Source organism: Ensifer adhaerens, assembly GCF_001270265.1.
GTDB lineage: Bacteria > Pseudomonadota > Alphaproteobacteria > Rhizobiales > Rhizobiaceae > Ensifer > Ensifer adhaerens_B.
The window spans coordinates 228,049-246,086 of record NZ_LGAP01000004.1 but is presented as its reverse complement, the minus strand read 5'-3'; the positions used below and the strand labels follow the sequence as shown (position 1 = coordinate 246,086).

Genomic DNA, 18,038 nt, shown 5'->3' with positions numbered 1-18,038 from the left:
GCGCTGACACGAATTCGGAGGGGACGAGAATGAGTTACGAGACGCCGCTGGTCGAGACGCGTGGACGCGTAGGCCTGGTCACGCTCAATCGCCCACAGGCGCTGAATGCGTTGAACTCGACCGTTATGCGCGAGCTCGCCGCTGTGCTGAAGGCATTCGATGCCGACAAGGAGATCGGCGCCGTCGTCATCACCGGTTCGGAGAAGGCCTTTGCTGCCGGCGCCGACATCAAGGAAATGCAGACGCTCGAATTCGTCGAAAGCTATCTCGGCGATTTCATCGGCGGCTGGGATCAGGTGGCGGCCGCCCGCAAGCCGGTCATTGCGGCCGTTTCCGGCTATGCGCTCGGCGGCGGGTGCGAATTGGCCATGATGTGCGACTTCATCATCGCCTCCGAGACCGCAAAGTTCGGTCAGCCGGAAATCACCCTCGGCGTCATCCCGGGCATGGGCGGGTCGCAGCGTCTCACCCGTGCCGTCGGCAAGGCGAAAGCGATGGATCTGGTCCTGACCGGACGGATGATGGACGCGACCGAGGCGGAACGCGCAGGACTCGTTTCGCGTGTGGTGGCGCCGGAGAAATTAATGGAGGAGGCGCTGGCCGCGGCCGAGAAGATCGCATCGTTCTCGCTGCCGGCGGTGATGATGGCCAAGGAGGCGGTCAATCGCTCGCTGGAGGTGACGCTTGCCGAAGGTCTGCGGTTCGAACGCCGGCTTTTCCATTCGCTGTTTGCCACGGAAGATCAGAAGGAAGGCATGGCGGCCTTTGCGGCGAAGCGCAAGGCGGAGTTCAAACACAGGTAGATCAAGGGGCGACGCGCAGTTTTCTCCAAATTGCGCGTTGACGGGGCGGCTGTTTCTCGCTATATGCCGCCCTCAGTTTGGAACGCCAAATCTGGGCTTTCCGATAATGCTCCCGAATTGCTTTGATGACAGGTCGCAGTGACCCGGCACGGCGAGGGCGGAGTTCATGTCAGTTTTCGAAGAGAGGCATCAATGGCCAATACAACTTCGGCGAAAAAGGCGACCCGCAAGATCGCACGCCGCACTGCAGTGAACAAAGCCCGTCGTTCGCGCGTCCGTAACTTCGTCCGCAAGGTCGAAGAAGCGATCGCAACCGGCGATCAGGCAGTCGCAGCCGCCGCTCTGAAGGCCGCTCAGCCTGAGCTGATGCGCGCTGCCACCAAGGGCGTGCTGCATTCCAACACCGCTTCGCGTAAGGTTTCGCGCCTTGCACAGCGCGTGAAGGCACTTTCGGCCTAATCCGGCTAATAAAAATCTGTGAATTGAGAGCCCGGCCCTTGCGCCGGGCTTTTCCGATTCATACATGTGTCATCGCGATGGTTAACTTGCCCGGCCTTTCTCGTGTCAATGCGATGACAGAATTTCTCTAGTTATTTCAGCGGCTTACGAGAGGTCATTGGCAAGGGCGTGTCTCTGGATGGGGGTCTTCTGGGCCCGCGATGAGTCAAGCGAATTTTTATTTTTTTTCTTTTTCGCCAGCTAATCAAAGAGCTGAAAATCAAAACCCTTGATTCAAAAGCGATTCTTCCCGGACTCGGATTGCGGCAAGCAAAAGGCAGCATGAGAGTCAACGGGCAGCGCTTAAGGTTGCGTAAAAATCGCGATTGATCTTGCCCATCGATCCTGCCTAAATGCCCTCCACAGGGGACACGGACCATATCTGTAAAGGGAAGTACGGAGGCCATTTCAACGAAATGGTTTCAGGCTTTCTGTTCCCTGTATCAGGGCGGCTCCACGTCGTTCAATCAGACAAGTCGAGAACGAAAAACCGGATGGACCAGCCATTCCGGACGAGGACCTTTCGACTTCTGGTTGCCGGTGTCGCCGCTCCTCAAAGTCAGGTGCAAGCGGTGCCTGACGAGAGGTAAAATCCAGCGCTCGGCTGTCCGCTTCGTACGAGGGTGCGAGACAGTTGTTGACGAGGAGGAGGATCCGGCACGGTCCAGGGCGGACCGGGGGATTTGTTGACGATGAGGCGCGAGGGGACATCAGCCGACCGATGAGGTCTGGCAGATGCGCGTAGCGCGCAGCCGGTCGGGAGATGAGGAGCCCGGTTGGATTGCGACTGTGACGTTCGGTGAAGCGGCATGACCTCATTGAGGAAGCCGCGGGTGCCGGACACAAGAGATGGGGCCGGCAGAGATGACGGCGTCTGAACATAATCGGAAGGCGGCAAAATGCAGATGAATGTGGCGACGGCGGCGGGCGCGTTTCAAAAGGACGGCGACGCATTTCAGTCCGGAAGCAATCTATCTCAGGCGGCGGGAGATAAGCACGACATGAGGCATGACGCACTGTTCGAGCGGGTGAGTGCGCGTTTGAAAGCCCAGGTCGGTCCCGATGTCTTCGCTAGCTGGTTTGGGCGCCTGAAGCTCCATTCGACTTCCAAGAGCGTCGTGCGTCTCTCGGTGCCCACGACATTCCTGAAGTCCTGGATCAACAACCGCTATCTCGATCTCATCACCCAGATCTTCCAGCAGGAAGACGGCGAGATCTTGAAGGTGGAGATCTTGGTGCGTACCGCCACCCGCGGCGCCCGTCCGGCTTCGCAGGAAGAAACACTGCCGCAGGCAGCTGAAACGGCTCCGGCAGCGCCGGCGCGCCGCCCGACCACGGCTCAGTCCGTGGCCTCGGTCGCAGCCGCTGCGGTCGCCAGCGTTCAACGGCCGACCCAGGCGCCGCTTTTCGGTTCGCCGCTCGATCAGCGCTACACCTTCGACAGCTTCGTCGAGGGCTCTTCCAACCGTGTTGCCCTTGCAGCCGCCCGCACGATCGCCGAGGCCGGCGCCGGTGCTGTGCGCTTCAACCCGCTGTTCATTCATTCGAGCGTCGGGCTCGGCAAGACCCACCTCTTGCAGGCGATCGCTATCCAGGCCCTCCAGAGCGCCCGGGCGCCGCGCGTCGTCTATCTGACGGCCGAATACTTCATGTGGCGCTTTGCCACCGCGATCCGCGACAACGACGCGCTGTCGCTGAAGGAATCGCTGCGCAACATCGATCTGCTTGTTATCGACGACATGCAGTTCCTGCAGGGCAAGTCGATCCAGCACGAGTTCTGCCACCTGCTCAACATGCTGCTCGACTCGGCCAAGCAGGTCGTCGTCGCCGCCGACCGCGCCCCTTGGGAGCTGGAATCGCTCGATAGCCGCGTTCGCTCGCGCCTGCAGGGCGGTGTCGCCATCGAAATGGACGGCCCGGACTACGACATGCGCCTCGAAATGCTGAAGCGTCGGCTCGACTCTGCCCGTCAGGACGATACCTCGCTGGACATTCCCGGCGATATCCTGAGCCACGTTGCACGCAACATCACCGCCAGCGGCCGCGAACTTGAAGGCGCCTTCAACCAGCTGCTCTTCCGTCGCTCGTTCGAGCCGCAGCTGTCGATCGAACGGGTTGACGAACTGCTCGGCCATCTCGTCAATGCCGGCGAGCCGCGCCGCGTCCGTATCGAGGACATTCAGCGCGTTGTTGCCAAGCATTACAATGTTTCGCGCCAGGAGCTGGTTTCGAACCGCCGCACCCGCGTCATCGTCAAGCCGCGCCAGATCGCCATGTATCTGTCGAAGACGTTGACGCCGCGGTCCTTCCCGGAAATCGGCCGTCGCTTCGGTGGCCGCGATCACACGACGGTTCTGCATGCCGTGCGCAAGATCGAGGAGTTGATCTCCGGCGATACCAAGCTCAGCCATGAGATCGAGCTTCTGAAGCGCCTGATCAACGAATAGGCGTCAGACTTGCATTCTGATTACGAGAAAGGCCCGGGAAACCGGGCTTTTTTCGTTTCAGACGCTGCGTGCCTGCTCGACGACCCAGGCGCGGAAAGACGCAACGGTCGGCCGGTCGAGCGCCGATGGCGGGTAGACCAGGTGATAGGCGAGGTCGGTGGCAATGCCGATCGGGAACGGCGCGACCAGCACGCCCTCGGCAAGCTCGCGCGAAACCAGTGACAGGCGAACGAGAGCGACGCCGTCGCCAGCTTTTGCAGCCTCAATGGCGCCATTGCTGTTGACGAAGACCGGGCCGCGCGTGGTCTCGATGCCTTCGGCGCCGACGGCTTCCAGCCAGAGCTGCCAGTCCAGCCTTTGAACGTCATGCAGCAATATATGGGCGGAAAGATCGGCCGGCGTGGAGAGCGGATGCTTGCGGGCGAGCGCCGCATTGACGACCGGCACCAGGTCGTCATCGATCAGCCGCTCGCTCGCCAGGCCCTCGTAGCGCCCGAAGCCGTGGCGGATGGCGATGTCGACGCCATCGGACACAAAGTCCGCCAGCCGGTTGGAGGCGCTGATGCGAATGTCGATGCCATTGAGGCGCTGCTCGAAATCGCTGACCCGCGGCACCAGCCATTGTGCCGCAAAGGTTGGGGTGCAGCTCACCGTCAGCACCGGCGCGCGATTTCGCGCCGTCAGGTCCTCGGTCGCCTCCCGCATCATGCGGAAGGCGCGCCGCAGCGTCGAAAAATAGGTGCTGCCATCCTCGGTCAGAACGAGCTGCCGAGGGCGTCGCTCAAACAACGTGACGCCCAGCGTCTGCTCCAGTTCGCGCACCTGCAGACTGACGGCCCCTGGCGTGACGTTGAGTTCGCGCGCGGCCAGAGTGACGCTCAAATGTCGGGCGGCGGCTTCGAAGGCTCTGAGGGCCGAAAGGGAGGGAAGCGAGGTCATAATGATTTAGCTAGCCTCAATCATTGAGAGAGAAATGCTCGTTTGAATAAATCATAACATACTGACAATATTCATGTAAATTCCGTGATTGATGACAACATCATGGAGTCATGAGTGTAAAATTAAATCATTGAAGGGGTGCGAAGATGTCTGGACCGGCGAATGCAAAGGTGATGGGCGCCGGCGAGTGGGCGATGCTGATCGCTCTGTCCCTGCTGTGGGGCGGCTCGTTTTTCTTCGTCGGCGTCTCCGTCAAGGCGCTTCCGCCCTTCACTATCGTCGCATTGCGGGTCAGCCTCGCAGCCGCGGCACTTTTGATCTTCCTGCGTTTCACCGGGCGCTCGATGCCCCGCGACCCTCGCATCTGGCTTGCCTTCTTCGGCATGGGCCTGCTCAACAATCTGATCCCGTTTTCGCTGATCGTCTGGGGCCAGACCCATATCGCCAGCGGCCTTGCGTCCATCCTCAATGCGACGACGCCGCTCTTCGGCGTCGTCGTCGCCCACCTGCTGACGGACGACGAAAAGCTGACCGCCAACAAGCTCTCCGGCGTGCTGCTCGGTTTTCTCGGCGTGGCGGTGATGATCGGCCCGGCGGCGCTCGGTGGCCTTGGTTCGAATGTGCTGGCGCAGTTCGCCGTGCTGGGGGCTGCCCTTTCCTATGCCTTTGCCGGGGTATTTGCCCGTCGTTTCAAGCGGATGGGCGTGGCGCCGATCGTCACCGCGACGGGGCAGGTCAGTGCATCGAGTATCATGCTGGTGCCGATCGCGCTTCTCGTCGATCGTCCCTGGGCCTTGACCGCGCCGGGCCTTGAGGTGTGGGGCGCGATCGTCGGCATCGCCCTGATCTCGACAGCGCTTGCCTATGTGCTGTTCTTCCGCATCCTCGAAACTGCGGGGGTCACCAATCTGATGCTGGTGACGTTTCTGATCCCGGTCAGCGCCATTCTGCTCGGTGCCCTGTTCCTCGGCGAAAGCCTCGAGCCGAAGCATTTCTTCGGCATGGCGCTGATCGCAGCCGGCCTTGCCGCCATCGACGGCCGCCTGCTTCGGCGTTTCCGGCGCAAGGCACCGGTCGATCCTGATCTCGCCTGCGGTGAGAATATCTGAAATCGGTCAGTCCTGCTGAATGGCCGCGGCGGCGCGCAAGTGCCTGCCGCGGTCTTCATGTTTGAACCCGCGGTTGCGGGTATTTTTTTTGTCTGTCTTGTCGACTATCTCTTCGTCAGATCGTCCTTGTGACAGGAGCAGGAGAGTTCCAATGCTTTACGCCGTGTTTTGCTACAACCAGGAAGACGTCACCGCCAACTGGACGAAGGAGGAGGACGACAAGGTCATGCGCGATCTTGCCGCCGTCCAGCGCAAATATGGCGATGCCGGCAAGCTGGGACCGGTGGCGCGGCTGCTGCCGACGACAGCGGCAACGACCCTGCGACACACTGTTGGCGAGACCGTCGTCATTGATGGTCCGTTTGCCGAAACGAAGGAGCAACTGCTCGGCTTCTACGTCGTCGATTGCGCTTCGCTGGACGAAGCGCTCGATTTCGCCCGTGAGCTGAGTGCAGCCAATCCGGCTGATGGTTCCTATGAAATTCGTCCCCTTGCCATCTACAAGCCAAGTGAGTTTCCCGCATGACAGACACGACCTGGATCGACCTCGCACTTGTTTCCGCTCGGCCGCAGGCAATGGGCGCGCTTCTGCGCTATTTCCGCAATCTCGATACGGCCGAGGAAGCATTTCAGGAGGCCTGTATCCGGGCATTGAAGACCTGGCCGAAGAGCGGCCCGCCGCGCGATGCCGCCGCCTGGCTGATCTTCGTCGGCCGCAACAGCGGCATCGACAAGGTGCGCCGCCAGTCGCGGGAGACCGCGCTGCCGCCGGAAGAATTGCTCTCCGATCTCGAGGATCAGGAGAGCGATCTTGCCGAACGGCTGGATGGTTCCCACTATCGTGACGATATTCTCAAGCTGTTGTTTGTCTGCAGCAATCCGGTCCTTCCGGCAACGCAGCAGATCGCGCTGGCACTGCGGATCGTTTCCGGCCTTTCGGTCAAGCAGATTGCCCGCGCCTTTCTCGTCGGCGAGGCGGCGATGGAGCAGCGCATCACCCGGGCGAAGTCCCGTGTCGCCGCCGCCGGCATCGCCTTCGAAACGCCTGACGCGGCCGACCGGTCGGAGCGGCTGGCGGCGGTTGCGACGATGATCTACCTGGTTTTCAACGAAGGCTATTCGGCGATGAATGGGCCGGACGGTGTCTCGGCCGATCTTTGCGAGGAGGCGATCCGGCTCGCGCGGCTGCTCTTGCGGCTGTTCCCCTCCGAGCCTGAAATGATGGGGCTGACGGCCCTGCTTCTGCTGCAGCACTCGCGCTCGCGTGCGCGCTTCGATGCCGATGGCGGCATCATCCTGCTCGATGATCAGGATCGTAGCCTCTGGAAGAAGCCACTGATCATCGAGGCGTTGGCCATGATCGACAAGGCGGTGCGCCATCGTCAGCCGGGCCCCTATCAGATCCAGGCGGCGATCGCCGCGCTACATGCGCGCGCTACACGCCCCGAAGAAACCGACTGGGAAGAGATCGACCTGCTCTATCAGGCGCTGGAGCGGCTGCAGCCGTCGCCGGTCATCACGCTCAACCGCGCCGTCGCCGTGTCAAAGCGGGACGGGCCGGAAGCAGCCCTGGCGTTGATCGAGCCGCTTGCCGAAAAACTCGCCGGCTACTTCTACTTCCATGGGTTGAACGGGGCGCTGTTGAAGCAGGCGGGCCGGGTCCGCGAGGCGCGCATCGCCTTCGACCGTGCCATCGCCCTTGCCACCAATGCGGCGGAAGCTTCCCACATTCGCATGCAGCTCGATCATTTGAGCAGGGATGCGGGTGAAAAAGACCTCGCAAAAGAAGAAAGATAAAAAATCCTGTCGGCGGTTGTCGGGACCGCGCTTGCAGCTTCGTCCTTGGAATGAACCCGCTGACGGAGAAGCCAACAATGACCGTTGTCACTGAAATCAAAGCTGCCGACGACCGCGAACTGGTCATCACTCGGCTGATCGATGCGCCGCGTGAACTCGTCTACCGCTGCTGGACCGATGCCGGACTGCTGAAGAAGTGGTTCGCGCCTTTGCCCTGGACGACGCCGGAGGCAAAGCTCGACGTTCGCGCCGGCGGCGCCAACCGCATCGTCATGCGCTCGCCCGAGGGCGAGGATTATCCCAATCTCGGCGTTTATCTCGAAGTGGTGCCGAACGAGAAGCTGGTCTTCACCGATGCCTTCACCGATGCGTGGGCGCCATCCGACAAGCCGTTCATGGTCGTGACCATCACCTTCGAGGATGTCGGGGCCAAGACCCGCTATACGGCCCGCGTTCGCCACTGGTCCGCCGAGGATCGCGAGGTCCACGAAAAGATGGGCTTTCACCAGGGTTGGGGCCAATGCGCCAGCCAGCTCGAAGGCACAGCCAAGCAACTCTGATCAAGTCCGTGGCTCGAAGGGCTTCGCCCTCGCGCCTGCCACCATGGGGAAAGGAGACCCACCATGTCCGTGATCGACAACAAGAGTGCTGCCGTCGCCGAAATCCGTGCGGTGATCGATGATTGGGCGGATGCCCTACGGGTGAAGGATGCGAAAGGTGTTATCGGCCATGGGACGCCGGATTGCGTGCTCTTTTCGCTGGCGCCGCCGCTGAAGACCTCCGACGCCAGCGAAGGCGGGCTCGAACAGTGGTTTTCTACCTGGCGCGGACCGCTCGGCTATCGCTTCGAGGGTCTCGATATCTCGGTCGGCGGCGACGTTGCTTTCGTCACCATGCTCACCGAGCTTTCCGGCGAGAAGGTCGATGCTGGAAAAATATCGGTCTGGTTCCGCCAGACCCTCGGTTTGAAGCGCACCGCGGCCGGCTGGAAGATCGCACACCAGCACGAGTCCGTGCCGTTCTACATGGATGGCAGCCTCAAGGCGGCCATCGATCTCAATCCGAAATCGACGGTCGATTGGCAAGCGCCTGCGCCGCCGCCGATGCCGGGCCCGATCGCCTATCTCTGCGTCGAGGATGCGAACGCGACCGCCGACTTCTACGTGAATGCCTTTGCCGCAACCGATGGCGGGCGGATGCTCGCCGACGATGGCAAGCGACTGATGCATTGCCATCTGACGATCAACGGCGGCGCCTTGATGCTCAACGATCCCTTCCCGGAACACGGCATGCCCTATGCCGCACCCCAGGGTGTCGTCCTGCATCTGGTGGTCGAGGACGCGCAATTCTGGTGGGACCGCGCGGTTGCCGCCGGCGCCGAGGTGACGATGCCGCTTGCGGTCGCCTTCTGGGGCGATCTCTACGGCCAGCTGCGCGATCCCTTCGGCATCCGCTGGGGCATCGTCGGGCCGGTGAAGAAAACAGACTGAAAAACGATTTGTGACAACGGAAAACGAGGAGACCTCCCCGAATGAACACTGCTCTTGTTATGACGGCTCCGGCTGGAAAAACGGTGATTCTCGGCCGCGTGTTGAGCGGTCTGGTTGTTCTGTTCCTGACATTCGACGGAGCGATCAAGCTCGTGCCATTGGACGTGGTGACCGAGACGCTGGCAGTGCTCGGTTATCCTGCCGATGCGGGCCTTGCCCGCCTGCTCGGCGTGCTGACGCTTCTGTGCGCGCTGCTCTACGCGATCCCGAGAACGTCGGTGCTCGGCGCCATTCTGCTGACCGGTTATCTCGGCGGCGCCATGGCGACCCATCTGCGTGCGGACAGCCCGATTTTCACTCATCTGCTGTTCGGCTTCTATCTCGGCGTCATCGCCTGGGCCGGTCTGTGGCTGAGAGATCGTCGCGTGCGCGACCTGATACCGTTCACGAACTAAACGCTGCCGACAAGGAGACCTTGAACCATGAGCAAAACAGTCAACGACTATATCGCGGGTCTTTCAGGCACGCCGGCGGAGGTGGCGAAGGAATTGCACGGTGCCATTCTCGCGGCCGGCGGTACAAAGGATATCGTGAAATGGGGCCACGCGGTCTATGAGGCCGGCGGACCGGTCTGTTTGATCAAGGCAGCCAAGGATCACGTGACCCTCGGCTTCTGGCGCGGCGCCGACATGCTCGACCTCGACCCGCGTTTGGCCAAGGGCGGCGGCAAGGGCGACATGGCCTATATCAAGGTGAAGGTGGTGGGAGAGGTCGACCAAGCGCAGATGGCGCGGCTGGTGGCCAGGGGCATCGCGCTCAACGCCGAGAAGGGCGATCCGTTCAAATCTTGAACGGCGAAACAAACTTGCAAAGGGCGCTCTGAAACAGAGCGCCTTTCTCTCTTTGGATGCAATACATCTTCGCGGGACCAAGGACTTTCCCACAAACCCGCGAGGCACCCCATGATCCTCTATTATCAGACCCATTCCCCCTTTGCCCGTAAAGCGCTTGTCTTCGCCCACGAGGTGGGGATCGCCGAGCGCTTGCAGGTAATCCATCACGAGACCAGCCCGACGTTGCGCAACGAAAAGGTCCATGCGGAAAACCCGCTCGGCAAGGTGCCGGTGCTCTTGCGCCCCGGTGAAGAGGCGATCTTCGATTCCGACGTCATCTGCGCCTATTTCGATACGTTGCATGATGGCCGCAGGCTGATCCCCGAAAGCGGCGAGGCGCGTTGGCGCTCCTTGCGATTGCAGGCTGTCGCGCAAGGGCTGGCCCAGGCCGGCATCGGGCTGCGCTGGGAAACGGATCGGCGCCCGGCAGCCCTGCGCTACCCGGCGCTGGCCGACGGCTACACCGAAAAGGTCGAGCAGACCTATGACTGGCTGGAACAGACGCTCGATGTCGACGCGCCGCTCGATATCGGCCACATCGCTCTCGCCACGGCCCTGTCCTGGATGGCATTCCGCGAGTTGCCGTCGTTCCGTGACCGGAGAAGGCTGACCGCCTGGTTCGATGCCTTTGAGGACCGGCCATCCATGCGCGCGACGCCGCTTTCCGGCGAGACGCACGATTGAGCCTTCGGCGCGTCGTGATTGATGCGCATGGGCGGGTTGTTAGCAGGCGAGGTCGGCAACGACGGCGTCGAGGATCAGCATGCCGGCGGGCGTGCAGCGCAGGCGCGAATTGCCAAGCCGTTCGATGAAGCCATGATCGATCAGGAACTGCTCGCGGTCCGGATCGGGATCGCGGCCGGAGAGCGTCTGCCAGCGGGCGAGATCGACGCCTTCCTTCAAGCGCAGGCCCATCAGCAGCAATTCGTCCGACTGGGCTTCATGGTCGAGCACCTCGCGCTCGACCATGCCGTGGCCGTAGGTTTCGACCAGTCGCAGCCATTCCTCCGGCTTGCGTTCGGTTGCCGTCGCCACCTTGGCGCCGCCGACGCTGAGGCGGCCATGGGCGCCAGGTCCGATGCCGGCATAGTCGCCATAGCGCCAGTAGGTTAGGTTGTGCCGGCTTTCGGCACCCGGCCGAGCGTGGTTGGACACCTCGTAGGCGGGCATGCCGATTGACGCGGTGATGTCCTGGGTCGCCTCGTAGAGGACCGCCGATTGTTCACCGTCCGGAACGATCAGCTTGCCGGCCTTGTGCAGGCCGAAGAAGGGCGTGCCTTCCTCGATCGTCAACTGGTAGAGCGACAGGTGGTCGACGGCATAGGAGACGGCTTCTTTAAGCTCGCGCTCCCATTGCTCGACGGTCTGGTTGGGCCGGGCATAGATCAGGTCGAAGGACATGCGCGGGAAGATGTCGCGCGCCAGCCGGATTGCCTTCAGCGCGTCCTCGACATTGTGCAGCCGGCCGAGAAATTTGAGGTCGCGATCGTTCAGCGCCTGGACGCCGAGCGAAACGCGATTGACGCCGGCGGCGCGGTAGCCGTGGAAGCGCGTCGCCTCGACGCTCGAAGGGTTCGCCTCCATGGTGATCTCGATGCCATCGGGCACATGCCATTCACGGGCGATGCCCGAGAGGATCGCGTCGACGGTGGCGGGATCCATCAGCGATGGCGTGCCGCCGCCCATGAAGATGCTGGTGACCGTGCGTGGACCGGAAAGCTCGCGCGCCTCCGCCATTTCCTTGAGGAAGGCGGCGACGAAACGCGGCTGGTCGATCGGTTGGTGGCGCACATGGCTGTTGAAGTCGCAATAGGGGCATTTGGCCGCGCAGAACGGCCAGTGCACATAGATCCCGAAGCCGGGATCCATGCCGTCACCGATTGCCGATAGCGTGGCCGTCTGCATCGTTGCGTCTCTCATGCGGTAGATCCCGATGACTTTGGGCCGATCGACCCAACGTCATGAACGTGATCGCTCCTAATAAATTGGAGCGGGATGGTGCGGAAAACCGCATACACTTTTCTTCATCCCGCTCCAAGGCAGGTTTCGGCGAAAAGCTTGAAGGCACGGGCGCGGTGCGACAGGGCTTGGGCGTCGCCCGGCTTCCAACCGTGTTTCTCGTCTGCGCTCATCTCGCCGAATGTGGTGTCGTAACCGAGCGGCTGGAAGACCGGATCGTAGCCAAATCCCTTGTCGCCGCGCGGCGGCCACACGACATGCCCTTCGACCTCGCCGCGGAAGAGCTCGACATGGCCGTCCGGCCAGGCAAGGCAGAGCACGGAGACGAACCGGGCGGTGCGCTTTTCAGGTGCGCTCGCGCCCTTGTCCTGCAGCGCGTCTTCCACTTTCTGCATGGCCATGGCAAAGTCTCGGCTGCCGTCTTCACGCTCGGCCCAATTGGCGGTGTAGACACCAGGCGCGCCGCCAAGCGCGTCGATCGCCAGGCCGGAATCGTCGGAAAGCGCCGGCAGGCCAGAGGCCTTGGCGGAGGCGAGCGCCTTGATCGTCGCGTTTTCTTCAAACGTCGTCCCGGTTTCATCCGGCTCGACGAAGTTGAGATCGGCTGCCGATTTGGCCTCGAAGCCGAGCGGCCCGATCAGGTCGCGGATCTCGCGGATCTTGCCGGCATTGTGGCTGGCGACGACGAGCGTCTTGTCATCCAGTGTGCGCATGATGTGTCGTCTCTTAAAGGAGCGGCGTGGGGCCGCGGTTCATTCGATGGACCAGAGGCCCGGTTCCGCGCATTCCAGACTGTTACCGGCCGGATCGCGGAAGTAGAAGGAGCGCGCGCCGTTCGGCCAGCGAATATCGGCCTCGATCGCGACACCTGCCGTTTCCAGCTTTGCCTTCCATGCGTCGAGCGCCTCAGCGGAAACGTGAAAGCACATGTGTCCCTGGCCGGTGGAGCCATGCGGCGGCACCGGCAGGGGGGCATCCGGCGAAGGCGGTTTGACCGTTTCCGCCGGATTGAAAATCAGGAGAACGCCTGGGCCGCAGCGGAAGAACACATGCCGCTTGCCGGCGCGCGTGATCTTTTCCAACCCAAGCACGCCGCCGTAGAAGGCCTCGGCGCCGTCGATATCTTCCGCATAGAGGGCGGTTTCAAGAATACCTTCCAGCGCCGGGGCCATCGTCTGCGTCCCTCCTGTCAGCCGGCGATCGCCTGCTTCTGCAGCGCGACAAGCTCGGCAATGCCGGTCTTTGCGAGCCCAAGCAGGCTTGCGAATTCTTCTTCGCTGAAGGGCTTGCCTTCAGCCGTGCCCTGGATCTCGACGATGCCGCCGGTTCCGGTCATGACGAAATTCGCGTCGGTCTCGGCGGCGGAATCCTCGATGTAGTCGAGATCGATGATCGACTGGTTGGCGAAGATGCCGCAGGAGATGGCGGCGACATGGTCCTTGAGGACCTTCTCGACCTTCACCATGTTGCGGGCTTCCATCCACTTCAGGCAGTCGTGCAGTGCCACCCAGGCGCCGGTGATCGAGGCCGTGCGCGTGCCGCCATCAGCCTGGATGACGTCGCAGTCGATCGAGATCTGGCGTTCGCCGAGTGCGGGCAGGTCGACGACGGCGCGCAGCGACCGGCCGATCAGACGCTGGATCTCCTGCGTACGGCCGCTCTGCTTGCCGGTCGACGCTTCGCGACGCATGCGTTCGCCCGTGGCGCGGGGCAGCATGCCGTATTCGGCCGTCACCCAGCCCTTGCCGCCGTTGCGAAGCCAGGCCGGAACCTTTTCCTCAAGGCTGGCGGTGCACAGCACGTGCGTATCGCCGAACCGCACCAGACAGGAGCCTTCCGCGTGCTTGGAGAAATTGCGCTCGAACGAAACCTTGCGCATTTGGTCGATTTTTCTGCCGGATGGCCGCATCATCAAACTCCTATCGTATCTGGTGAGCCTTCTAGAGCATGGCGGTGCCAAAGGGAACCGGTGGATGGCGGGCGATCAGGGCGATTTTTCCCTTTTGCCATCGGGCGCGGGGATCACTATATTTCCGGCGGCAGGATTGGCCTGCGAACATGGAGCGACATGGTACTGCGCAATCCCGGAGTGACCGATATCGCGGCGGCGCTGGACGAGCGTTCCGGTGAAATCTTCCGTCGCATCGTCGAAACCTATTTGAACAGCGGAGAACCCCTCGGCTCACGCAACCTTTCGCGGTTGTTGCCGATGTCGCTGTCGCCGGCCTCCGTGCGCAATGTGATGAGCGACCTGGAAGATTTGGGGCTGATCTATTCGCCGCACATCAGCGCCGGCCGCCTGCCGACGCAGACGGGCCTGCGCTTCTTCGTCGATGCCTTCATGCAGGTCGGCAATCTCTCCGCGGAAGATCGTGCCTCGATCGATCGGCACGTGCGGCTGAGCGACCATGCCCAGCCGGTCGATACGTTGTTGGCAGAGGCGAGCCAGATGCTGTCGGGCATGTCGCGCGGCGCCGGTCTCGTCATCACGGCCAAGAACGATCCGGTGCTCAAGCATGTGGAGTTCATCCGGCTGGCGCCAACCAAGGCGCTTGCCGTGCTCGTCGGCGAGCATGATCAGGTCGAAAACCGCATCATCGAGCTTCCCGCCGGCGTGACGAGCTCGCAATTGACGGAAGCGGCAAATTTCCTGAACGCCCATCTCGCCGGCCAGACGATCGGCGAGGTGCGCTCGCAGCTCGAAACGGTCAAACAGACGGTCCGTAGCGAACTCGATGCCCTGTCCCAGGATCTGGTCGAGCGTGGGCTGGCGATCTGGTCCGGCAATGAGGGTGATGAAAAGCCGGCACGATTGATCGTTCGCGGTCGCGCGAACCTGCTCGAGGGTCTGGAGGGAACCGAAGATATCGACCGCCTGCGCATGCTCTTCGACGACCTGGAAAAGAAGGACAGCCTGATCGAGCTGCTCGATCTCGCAGAGAGCGGCCCGGGCGTCAGGATCTTTATCGGTTCGGAGAACAAGTTGTTTTCGTTGTCCGGTTCGTCGCTGATCGTTGCGCCGTATCGCGACAGCGAAGAGCGGATCGTCGGCGCCGTCGGCGTCATCGGTCCGACGCGGCTCAATTACTCGCGCATCGTGCCGATGGTCGATTATACCGCGCAGTTGATGTCGCGGCTTTCGCGTTGATCCGGCGCATTTGGCCACAGTCAGCATTGAACCCTTGATTTTTCGGCCCTAAACCTCGATATCGGCATCAAATCCAGTCACTGGGCATTTTTACGCCATGCGGCCAACGTTGCGCGCGGGCGTCGGAATGCAGAAGACAAGACAGACGATACACCGGAGAACGTCATGACCGACGAAACAAACAAGCACGGACACGAAGCTGCCGCGACCGACGAGGCAGTCAACGCCGAGCCCGAGGCTGTGGAAGCGGCGCCGGTTGCCGAACCCGATCCGTTGGAGCTTGCCAAGGCGGAGAACAACGACCTGCGCGACAAGTACCTGAGGCTTGCTGCCGAAATGGACAACCTGCGCCGCCGCACCGAGCGCGACGTCAAGGATGCCAAGTCCTATTCGGTCGCCGGTTTCGCCCGCGACATGCTCGCTGTCTCCGACAATCTGCGTCGTGCTCTCGATGCCATTCCGGCCGAAGCGAAGGAAGCCGGCGAAGCGGGCCTCAACACCCTGATCGAAGGCGTCGAGATGACCGAGCGCGCCATGCTGTCGGCGCTGGAGCGCCATGGGGTGAAGAAGCTGGAGCCGGAAGGCCAGAAGTTCGACCCGAACTTCCACCAGGCTATGTTCGAAATCCCGAACGCCGATGTGCCCAACAACACGGTGCTGCAGGTCGTTCAGGCCGGTTACACCATTGGCGATCGCGTCCTGCGCCCGGCCATGGTCGGCGTGTCCAAGGGCGGCCCGAAGGCGGCTGTTGCGGAAGGCGATAGCCCGGCCGCCTGAGCTGCGCTCTGATCCATTTCAACGCCGCGCGTCCATCCGGATGCGCGGCGTTTTCGTTTTTGGCAGTCATGTCGGCGCAGGTTGGTATCAACCGAACAACTGCCGCAGGTGATCGTTGAGGAAGCGCCCTTCCGGATCGACCTTTGCCCGCAATGCCCGGAAGTCGCCGGACCGCGGATAAAGCGCGGTCACGTCCTCGGCGCCGAGGAAATGCAGCTTTCCCCAATGCGGCCGCGAGCCGTACTGGCGCAGGATCGTATCGACATCCCTGAGATACTGCCAGTAGTCCGTGCCCGGCTCGCCGGAGACCGAAAGCGTGATCGAATCCTGCTCGTAGAACGGGCTGATCCAGCCGGTGTCGCCGGCCGTGAAGCGGTATTCGATCGGGTAGATGCAGGTGGGGTGCTTTTCCAGCATCAGCTTGCGCACCGCTCTGACGGCATCCTTGCCGTGGGCGACGGGCACTGCATATTCGAGCTCGTGGAAGTTCGGCACATATTCGATCGGGTAGATTTCGGAGGAATAGGCGATCTTCTCAAAGCCCTGTTCCATCGGCGGCCGGTCGGTGATGTCGATCACCTTCATCTCGCAGACATCGGCGATCTTCGTCGTCGTGGAGACCGAGGACGTGTCCGGCAGGCAGTAGCAGTGCCGGCTTTCGGGAACCGGGCACCAGAAGAAGCCGAAATGCCGGTGCTTGGCGGCGAGTTCGTCATGCTGCTCCATGCATTCGTCGAAGTCGCAGCGCCACAGCTTTTCGTGCAGGTTGTAGCTGTCCATTGCCTGCAGCGTGATCTCGGAGATGACGCCGAGCATGCCGACCGAGACGCGGGCCGCCTCCAGCAGATCCGGCGTCGTCTCATCGACGACGAGAATGCTGCCATCCGGCTCTACCAGCCGCATGCCGACGATCTGCGAGGCCATGTTGCCGAGCGCAGCGCCGGTGCCGTGCGTACCGGTGGTCAACGCCCCCGCCAGCGCCTGGCTGTCGATGTCGCCCTGGTTGATCAGGGAGAGGCCGTTCGACTTCAGCACCTTACCCAATTGGTTGATCGTCGTTCCCGCCCTGACTGCGACGCGCTTGCGCGCCTGGTCGATGTCGACCACGCCCTGCATGCTGGAGAGCGTCAGGTGCAGCCCGCTGGTCAGCGCCACCGGCGTGAAGGAATGGCCGGAGCCGGCGCAGCGGACATTGAGCCCCTGAGACGTCGCCTCGCGGACCATCTCGGCGAGCGCCGCTTCGCTCTCGGGCGCGCCGCGATGGCGCACGATGCAGGATTGGTTTCCGACCCAGTTGCGCCAATGGCCGCCCGCCTGAAGCATATCTTTCCCCTCTCTCAAACCGCTGTGAAGCAATTGTCGACGAACAGATGCGTGCCGTTGACGAAGCTGGCCTCGTCGCTGGCGAGAAACAGAGCGGCGTTCGCCACTTCCTTCGGATCGCACATGCGGCCCTGCTGCGCGGCGATCGCCGCCTCGGAGACGTCGACGCCGTATTTGCTGAGGCCGACCAGTTCGCGCTTGCCGTGGTCGGTGGCGATGAAGCCCGGGCAGACGGCGTTGCAGCGGATGCCGCGGTCGCGGAATTCGACGGCGATCGCCCGGGCGAACATATGGCAGGCGCCCTTGGTCGTGTCGTAGAGCACCTCCATCGGCGTCGCCGCAACCGCCGAGATCGACGAGGTGCAGACGATGCTGCCGCCGCCGGCGGCCAGCATGCCCGGAAGCACCGCCTTGGTCATCAGGAACATGCTGCGCACGTTGACGGCCATCAGCCGGTCCCACTCGTCCTCTTCCGTTTCGAGGAAGGGCCCGACCGCCAGGATGCCGGCGTGGTTGAAGAGGACGGTGATGGCGCCGAAGGCCGCCTCGACAGTCTTGACGGCCGAGCTTACCTCCGCAGAAATCGAGACGTCGGCGGGCGCAAAGACCGCCTCGCCACCGTTTGCACGGATGGCGGCGGCAACTTCTTCGCCCTTGCTGCGCGGCAGATCGACGATGCCGACCTTCGCCCCTTCACGGGCAAAGAGTTCGGATGCGGCAAGCCCACAGCCGCCGGCGCCACCGCTGATCAAAGCCACTTTTCCGGAAAGCCTGCCTGCCATCGCATCCTCCTCGCGCTCAAGCGCCGCGCCTACTGCACAATTCCTTAAATCGGAATCGATTTAAGGAGAATAT

The 18,038-nt window shown here is 62.4% G+C and carries 20 protein-coding genes; 13 read left to right on the top strand and 7 right to left on the bottom strand.

All coding sequences use genetic code 11. The features are described from left to right. Positions 1 to 29: 29 nt before the first annotated feature. The 3 genes from AC244_RS11315 to dnaA all read left to right on the top strand — a co-directional run bounded on the left by AC244_RS11315 (position 30) and on the right by dnaA (position 3,748). Positions 30 to 803, top strand: a complete 774-nt coding sequence (locus AC244_RS11315; protein ID WP_053248917.1) for an enoyl-CoA hydratase — start codon at positions 30 to 32, stop codon at positions 801 to 803. Positions 804 to 995: 192 nt separating this feature from the next. Next, positions 996 to 1,262: a 30S ribosomal protein S20 gene (gene rpsT / locus AC244_RS11310; RefSeq protein WP_053248916.1), complete on the top strand. Its 267-nt coding sequence runs from the start codon at positions 996 to 998 to the stop codon at positions 1,260 to 1,262. A 938-nt stretch (positions 1,263 to 2,200) separates the two neighbouring features. Continuing rightward, positions 2,201 to 3,748, top strand: coding sequence for a chromosomal replication initiator protein DnaA (gene dnaA, locus AC244_RS11305; protein ID WP_082366819.1), 1,548 nt, complete (start codon positions 2,201 to 2,203; stop codon positions 3,746 to 3,748). 57 nt (positions 3,749 to 3,805) lie between these two features. On the opposite strand, the gene gcvA is transcribed toward dnaA, so the two are convergent. Further along, positions 3,806 to 4,690, bottom strand: coding sequence for a transcriptional regulator GcvA (gene gcvA, locus AC244_RS11300; RefSeq protein WP_152975915.1), 885 nt, complete (start codon positions 4,688 to 4,690; stop codon positions 3,806 to 3,808). A gap of 143 nt (positions 4,691 to 4,833) precedes the next feature. On the opposite strand from gcvA, the gene AC244_RS11295 reads away from it, so the two are divergent. From AC244_RS11295 to AC244_RS11260, 8 genes are all read left to right on the top strand, one after another. Next, positions 4,834 to 5,796 carry a DMT family transporter gene (locus AC244_RS11295; protein WP_053248914.1) on the top strand — a complete coding sequence of 321 codons (963 nt, stop codon included), beginning with the start codon at positions 4,834 to 4,836 and terminating at the stop codon, positions 5,794 to 5,796. Between the two features lie 151 nt (positions 5,797 to 5,947). Beyond that, positions 5,948 to 6,322: a YciI family protein gene (locus tag AC244_RS11290; RefSeq protein WP_053248913.1), complete on the top strand. Its 375-nt coding sequence runs from the start codon at positions 5,948 to 5,950 to the stop codon at positions 6,320 to 6,322. Then, on the top strand, positions 6,319 to 7,593 hold the full coding sequence (locus AC244_RS11285; protein WP_053248912.1) for an RNA polymerase sigma factor: 1,275 nt from the start codon (positions 6,319 to 6,321) through the stop codon (positions 7,591 to 7,593). Before AC244_RS11290 ends, AC244_RS11285 begins: the two co-directional genes overlap by 4 nt. A 77-nt stretch (positions 7,594 to 7,670) precedes the next feature. Next, complete coding sequence (locus AC244_RS11280) at positions 7,671 to 8,153, top strand: SRPBCC family protein (protein WP_053248911.1); 483 nt, start codon at positions 7,671 to 7,673, stop codon at positions 8,151 to 8,153. 63 nt (positions 8,154 to 8,216) lie between these two features. Further along, positions 8,217 to 9,083 carry a nuclear transport factor 2 family protein gene (locus tag AC244_RS11275; RefSeq protein ID WP_053248910.1) on the top strand — a complete coding sequence of 289 codons (867 nt, stop codon included), beginning with the start codon at positions 8,217 to 8,219 and terminating at the stop codon, positions 9,081 to 9,083. A 41-nt stretch (positions 9,084 to 9,124) separates the two neighbouring features. Continuing rightward, positions 9,125 to 9,538: a DoxX family protein gene (locus AC244_RS11270; protein WP_053248909.1), complete on the top strand. Its 414-nt coding sequence runs from the start codon at positions 9,125 to 9,127 to the stop codon at positions 9,536 to 9,538. 27 nt (positions 9,539 to 9,565) lie between these two features. After that, positions 9,566 to 9,934 (top strand): DUF1801 domain-containing protein, encoded by a 369-nt coding sequence (locus AC244_RS11265; protein ID WP_053248908.1) that lies wholly within the window; start codon positions 9,566 to 9,568, stop codon positions 9,932 to 9,934. Positions 9,935 to 10,045: 111 nt separating this feature from the next. Next, positions 10,046 to 10,660 (top strand): glutathione S-transferase family protein, encoded by a 615-nt coding sequence (locus tag AC244_RS11260; RefSeq protein WP_053248907.1) that lies wholly within the window; start codon positions 10,046 to 10,048, stop codon positions 10,658 to 10,660. A 39-nt stretch (positions 10,661 to 10,699) separates the two neighbouring features. Here AC244_RS11260 and hemW read toward each other — a convergent pair whose 3' ends face one another. The 4 genes from hemW to rph form a co-directional block, all read right to left on the bottom strand. Continuing rightward, positions 10,700 to 11,881 (bottom strand): radical SAM family heme chaperone HemW, encoded by a 1,182-nt coding sequence (gene hemW / locus AC244_RS11255; RefSeq protein ID WP_053248906.1) that lies wholly within the window; start codon positions 11,879 to 11,881, stop codon positions 10,700 to 10,702. A gap of 119 nt (positions 11,882 to 12,000) precedes the next feature. Further along, positions 12,001 to 12,648, bottom strand: coding sequence for an RdgB/HAM1 family non-canonical purine NTP pyrophosphatase (rdgB, locus tag AC244_RS11250; protein ID WP_053248905.1), 648 nt, complete (start codon positions 12,646 to 12,648; stop codon positions 12,001 to 12,003). Positions 12,649 to 12,687: 39 nt separating this feature from the next. Further along, positions 12,688 to 13,107, bottom strand: a complete 420-nt coding sequence (locus AC244_RS11245) for a VOC family protein (RefSeq protein WP_053248904.1) — start codon at positions 13,105 to 13,107, stop codon at positions 12,688 to 12,690. Positions 13,108 to 13,124: 17 nt separating this feature from the next. Continuing rightward, complete coding sequence (gene rph, locus AC244_RS11240; protein WP_053248946.1) at positions 13,125 to 13,844, bottom strand: ribonuclease PH; 720 nt, start codon at positions 13,842 to 13,844, stop codon at positions 13,125 to 13,127. 159 nt (positions 13,845 to 14,003) lie between these two features. On the opposite strand from rph, the gene hrcA reads away from it, so the two are divergent. After that, on the top strand, positions 14,004 to 15,083 hold the full coding sequence (gene hrcA, locus AC244_RS11235) for a heat-inducible transcriptional repressor HrcA (RefSeq protein ID WP_053248903.1): 1,080 nt from the start codon (positions 14,004 to 14,006) through the stop codon (positions 15,081 to 15,083). A 60-nt stretch (positions 15,084 to 15,143) separates the two neighbouring features. Further along, complete coding sequence (gene grpE / locus AC244_RS11230; protein WP_082366817.1) at positions 15,144 to 15,860, top strand: nucleotide exchange factor GrpE; 717 nt, start codon at positions 15,144 to 15,146, stop codon at positions 15,858 to 15,860. An 87-nt stretch (positions 15,861 to 15,947) separates the two neighbouring features. On the opposite strand, the gene AC244_RS11225 is transcribed toward grpE, so the two are convergent. After that, entirely contained in the window at positions 15,948 to 17,183 is a 1,236-nt protein-coding gene (locus tag AC244_RS11225; RefSeq protein ID WP_053248901.1) for a D-arabinono-1,4-lactone oxidase, read from the bottom strand. Positions 17,184 to 17,197: 14 nt separating this feature from the next. Continuing rightward, the gene (locus AC244_RS11220) at positions 17,198 to 17,965 is read right to left on the bottom strand and encodes an SDR family NAD(P)-dependent oxidoreductase (protein WP_053248900.1); all 768 of its coding nucleotides are present in this window, start codon (positions 17,963 to 17,965) and stop codon (positions 17,198 to 17,200) included. Positions 17,966 to 18,038 lie beyond the last annotated feature (73 nt).

What these genes read in the sequence shown, in the direction of transcription:
- AC244_RS11290 (WP_053248913.1), top strand. Translation starts at nt 5,948, where the DNA reads ATGCTTTACGCCGTGTTTTGCTACAACCAGGAAGACGTCACCGCCAAC.
- hrcA (WP_053248903.1), top strand. Translation starts at nt 14,004, where the DNA reads ATGGTACTGCGCAATCCCGGAGTGACCGATATCGCGGCGGCGCTGGAC.
- AC244_RS11245 (WP_053248904.1), bottom strand. Translation starts at nt 13,107, where the DNA reads ATGGCCCCGGCGCTGGAAGGTATTCTTGAAACCGCCCTCTATGCGGAA.
- AC244_RS11270 (WP_053248909.1), top strand. Translation starts at nt 9,125, where the DNA reads ATGAACACTGCTCTTGTTATGACGGCTCCGGCTGGAAAAACGGTGATT.
- AC244_RS11265 (WP_053248908.1), top strand. Translation starts at nt 9,566, where the DNA reads ATGAGCAAAACAGTCAACGACTATATCGCGGGTCTTTCAGGCACGCCG.
- AC244_RS11285 (WP_053248912.1), top strand. Translation starts at nt 6,319, where the DNA reads ATGACAGACACGACCTGGATCGACCTCGCACTTGTTTCCGCTCGGCCG.
- dnaA (WP_082366819.1), top strand. Translation starts at nt 2,201, where the DNA reads ATGCAGATGAATGTGGCGACGGCGGCGGGCGCGTTTCAAAAGGACGGC.
- hemW (WP_053248906.1), bottom strand. Translation starts at nt 11,881, where the DNA reads ATGCAGACGGCCACGCTATCGGCAATCGGTGACGGCATGGATCCCGGC.
- AC244_RS11220 (WP_053248900.1), bottom strand. Translation starts at nt 17,965, where the DNA reads ATGGCAGGCAGGCTTTCCGGAAAAGTGGCTTTGATCAGCGGTGGCGCC.
- rpsT (WP_053248916.1), top strand. Translation starts at nt 996, where the DNA reads ATGGCCAATACAACTTCGGCGAAAAAGGCGACCCGCAAGATCGCACGC.
- AC244_RS11275 (WP_053248910.1), top strand. Translation starts at nt 8,217, where the DNA reads ATGTCCGTGATCGACAACAAGAGTGCTGCCGTCGCCGAAATCCGTGCG.
- AC244_RS11260 (WP_053248907.1), top strand. Translation starts at nt 10,046, where the DNA reads ATGATCCTCTATTATCAGACCCATTCCCCCTTTGCCCGTAAAGCGCTT.
- AC244_RS11225 (WP_053248901.1), bottom strand. Translation starts at nt 17,183, where the DNA reads ATGCTTCAGGCGGGCGGCCATTGGCGCAACTGGGTCGGAAACCAATCC.
- AC244_RS11295 (WP_053248914.1), top strand. Translation starts at nt 4,834, where the DNA reads ATGTCTGGACCGGCGAATGCAAAGGTGATGGGCGCCGGCGAGTGGGCG.
- AC244_RS11280 (WP_053248911.1), top strand. Translation starts at nt 7,671, where the DNA reads ATGACCGTTGTCACTGAAATCAAAGCTGCCGACGACCGCGAACTGGTC.
- rph (WP_053248946.1), bottom strand. Translation starts at nt 13,844, where the DNA reads ATGCGGCCATCCGGCAGAAAAATCGACCAAATGCGCAAGGTTTCGTTC.
- rdgB (WP_053248905.1), bottom strand. Translation starts at nt 12,648, where the DNA reads ATGCGCACACTGGATGACAAGACGCTCGTCGTCGCCAGCCACAATGCC.
- AC244_RS11315 (WP_053248917.1), top strand. Translation starts at nt 30, where the DNA reads ATGAGTTACGAGACGCCGCTGGTCGAGACGCGTGGACGCGTAGGCCTG.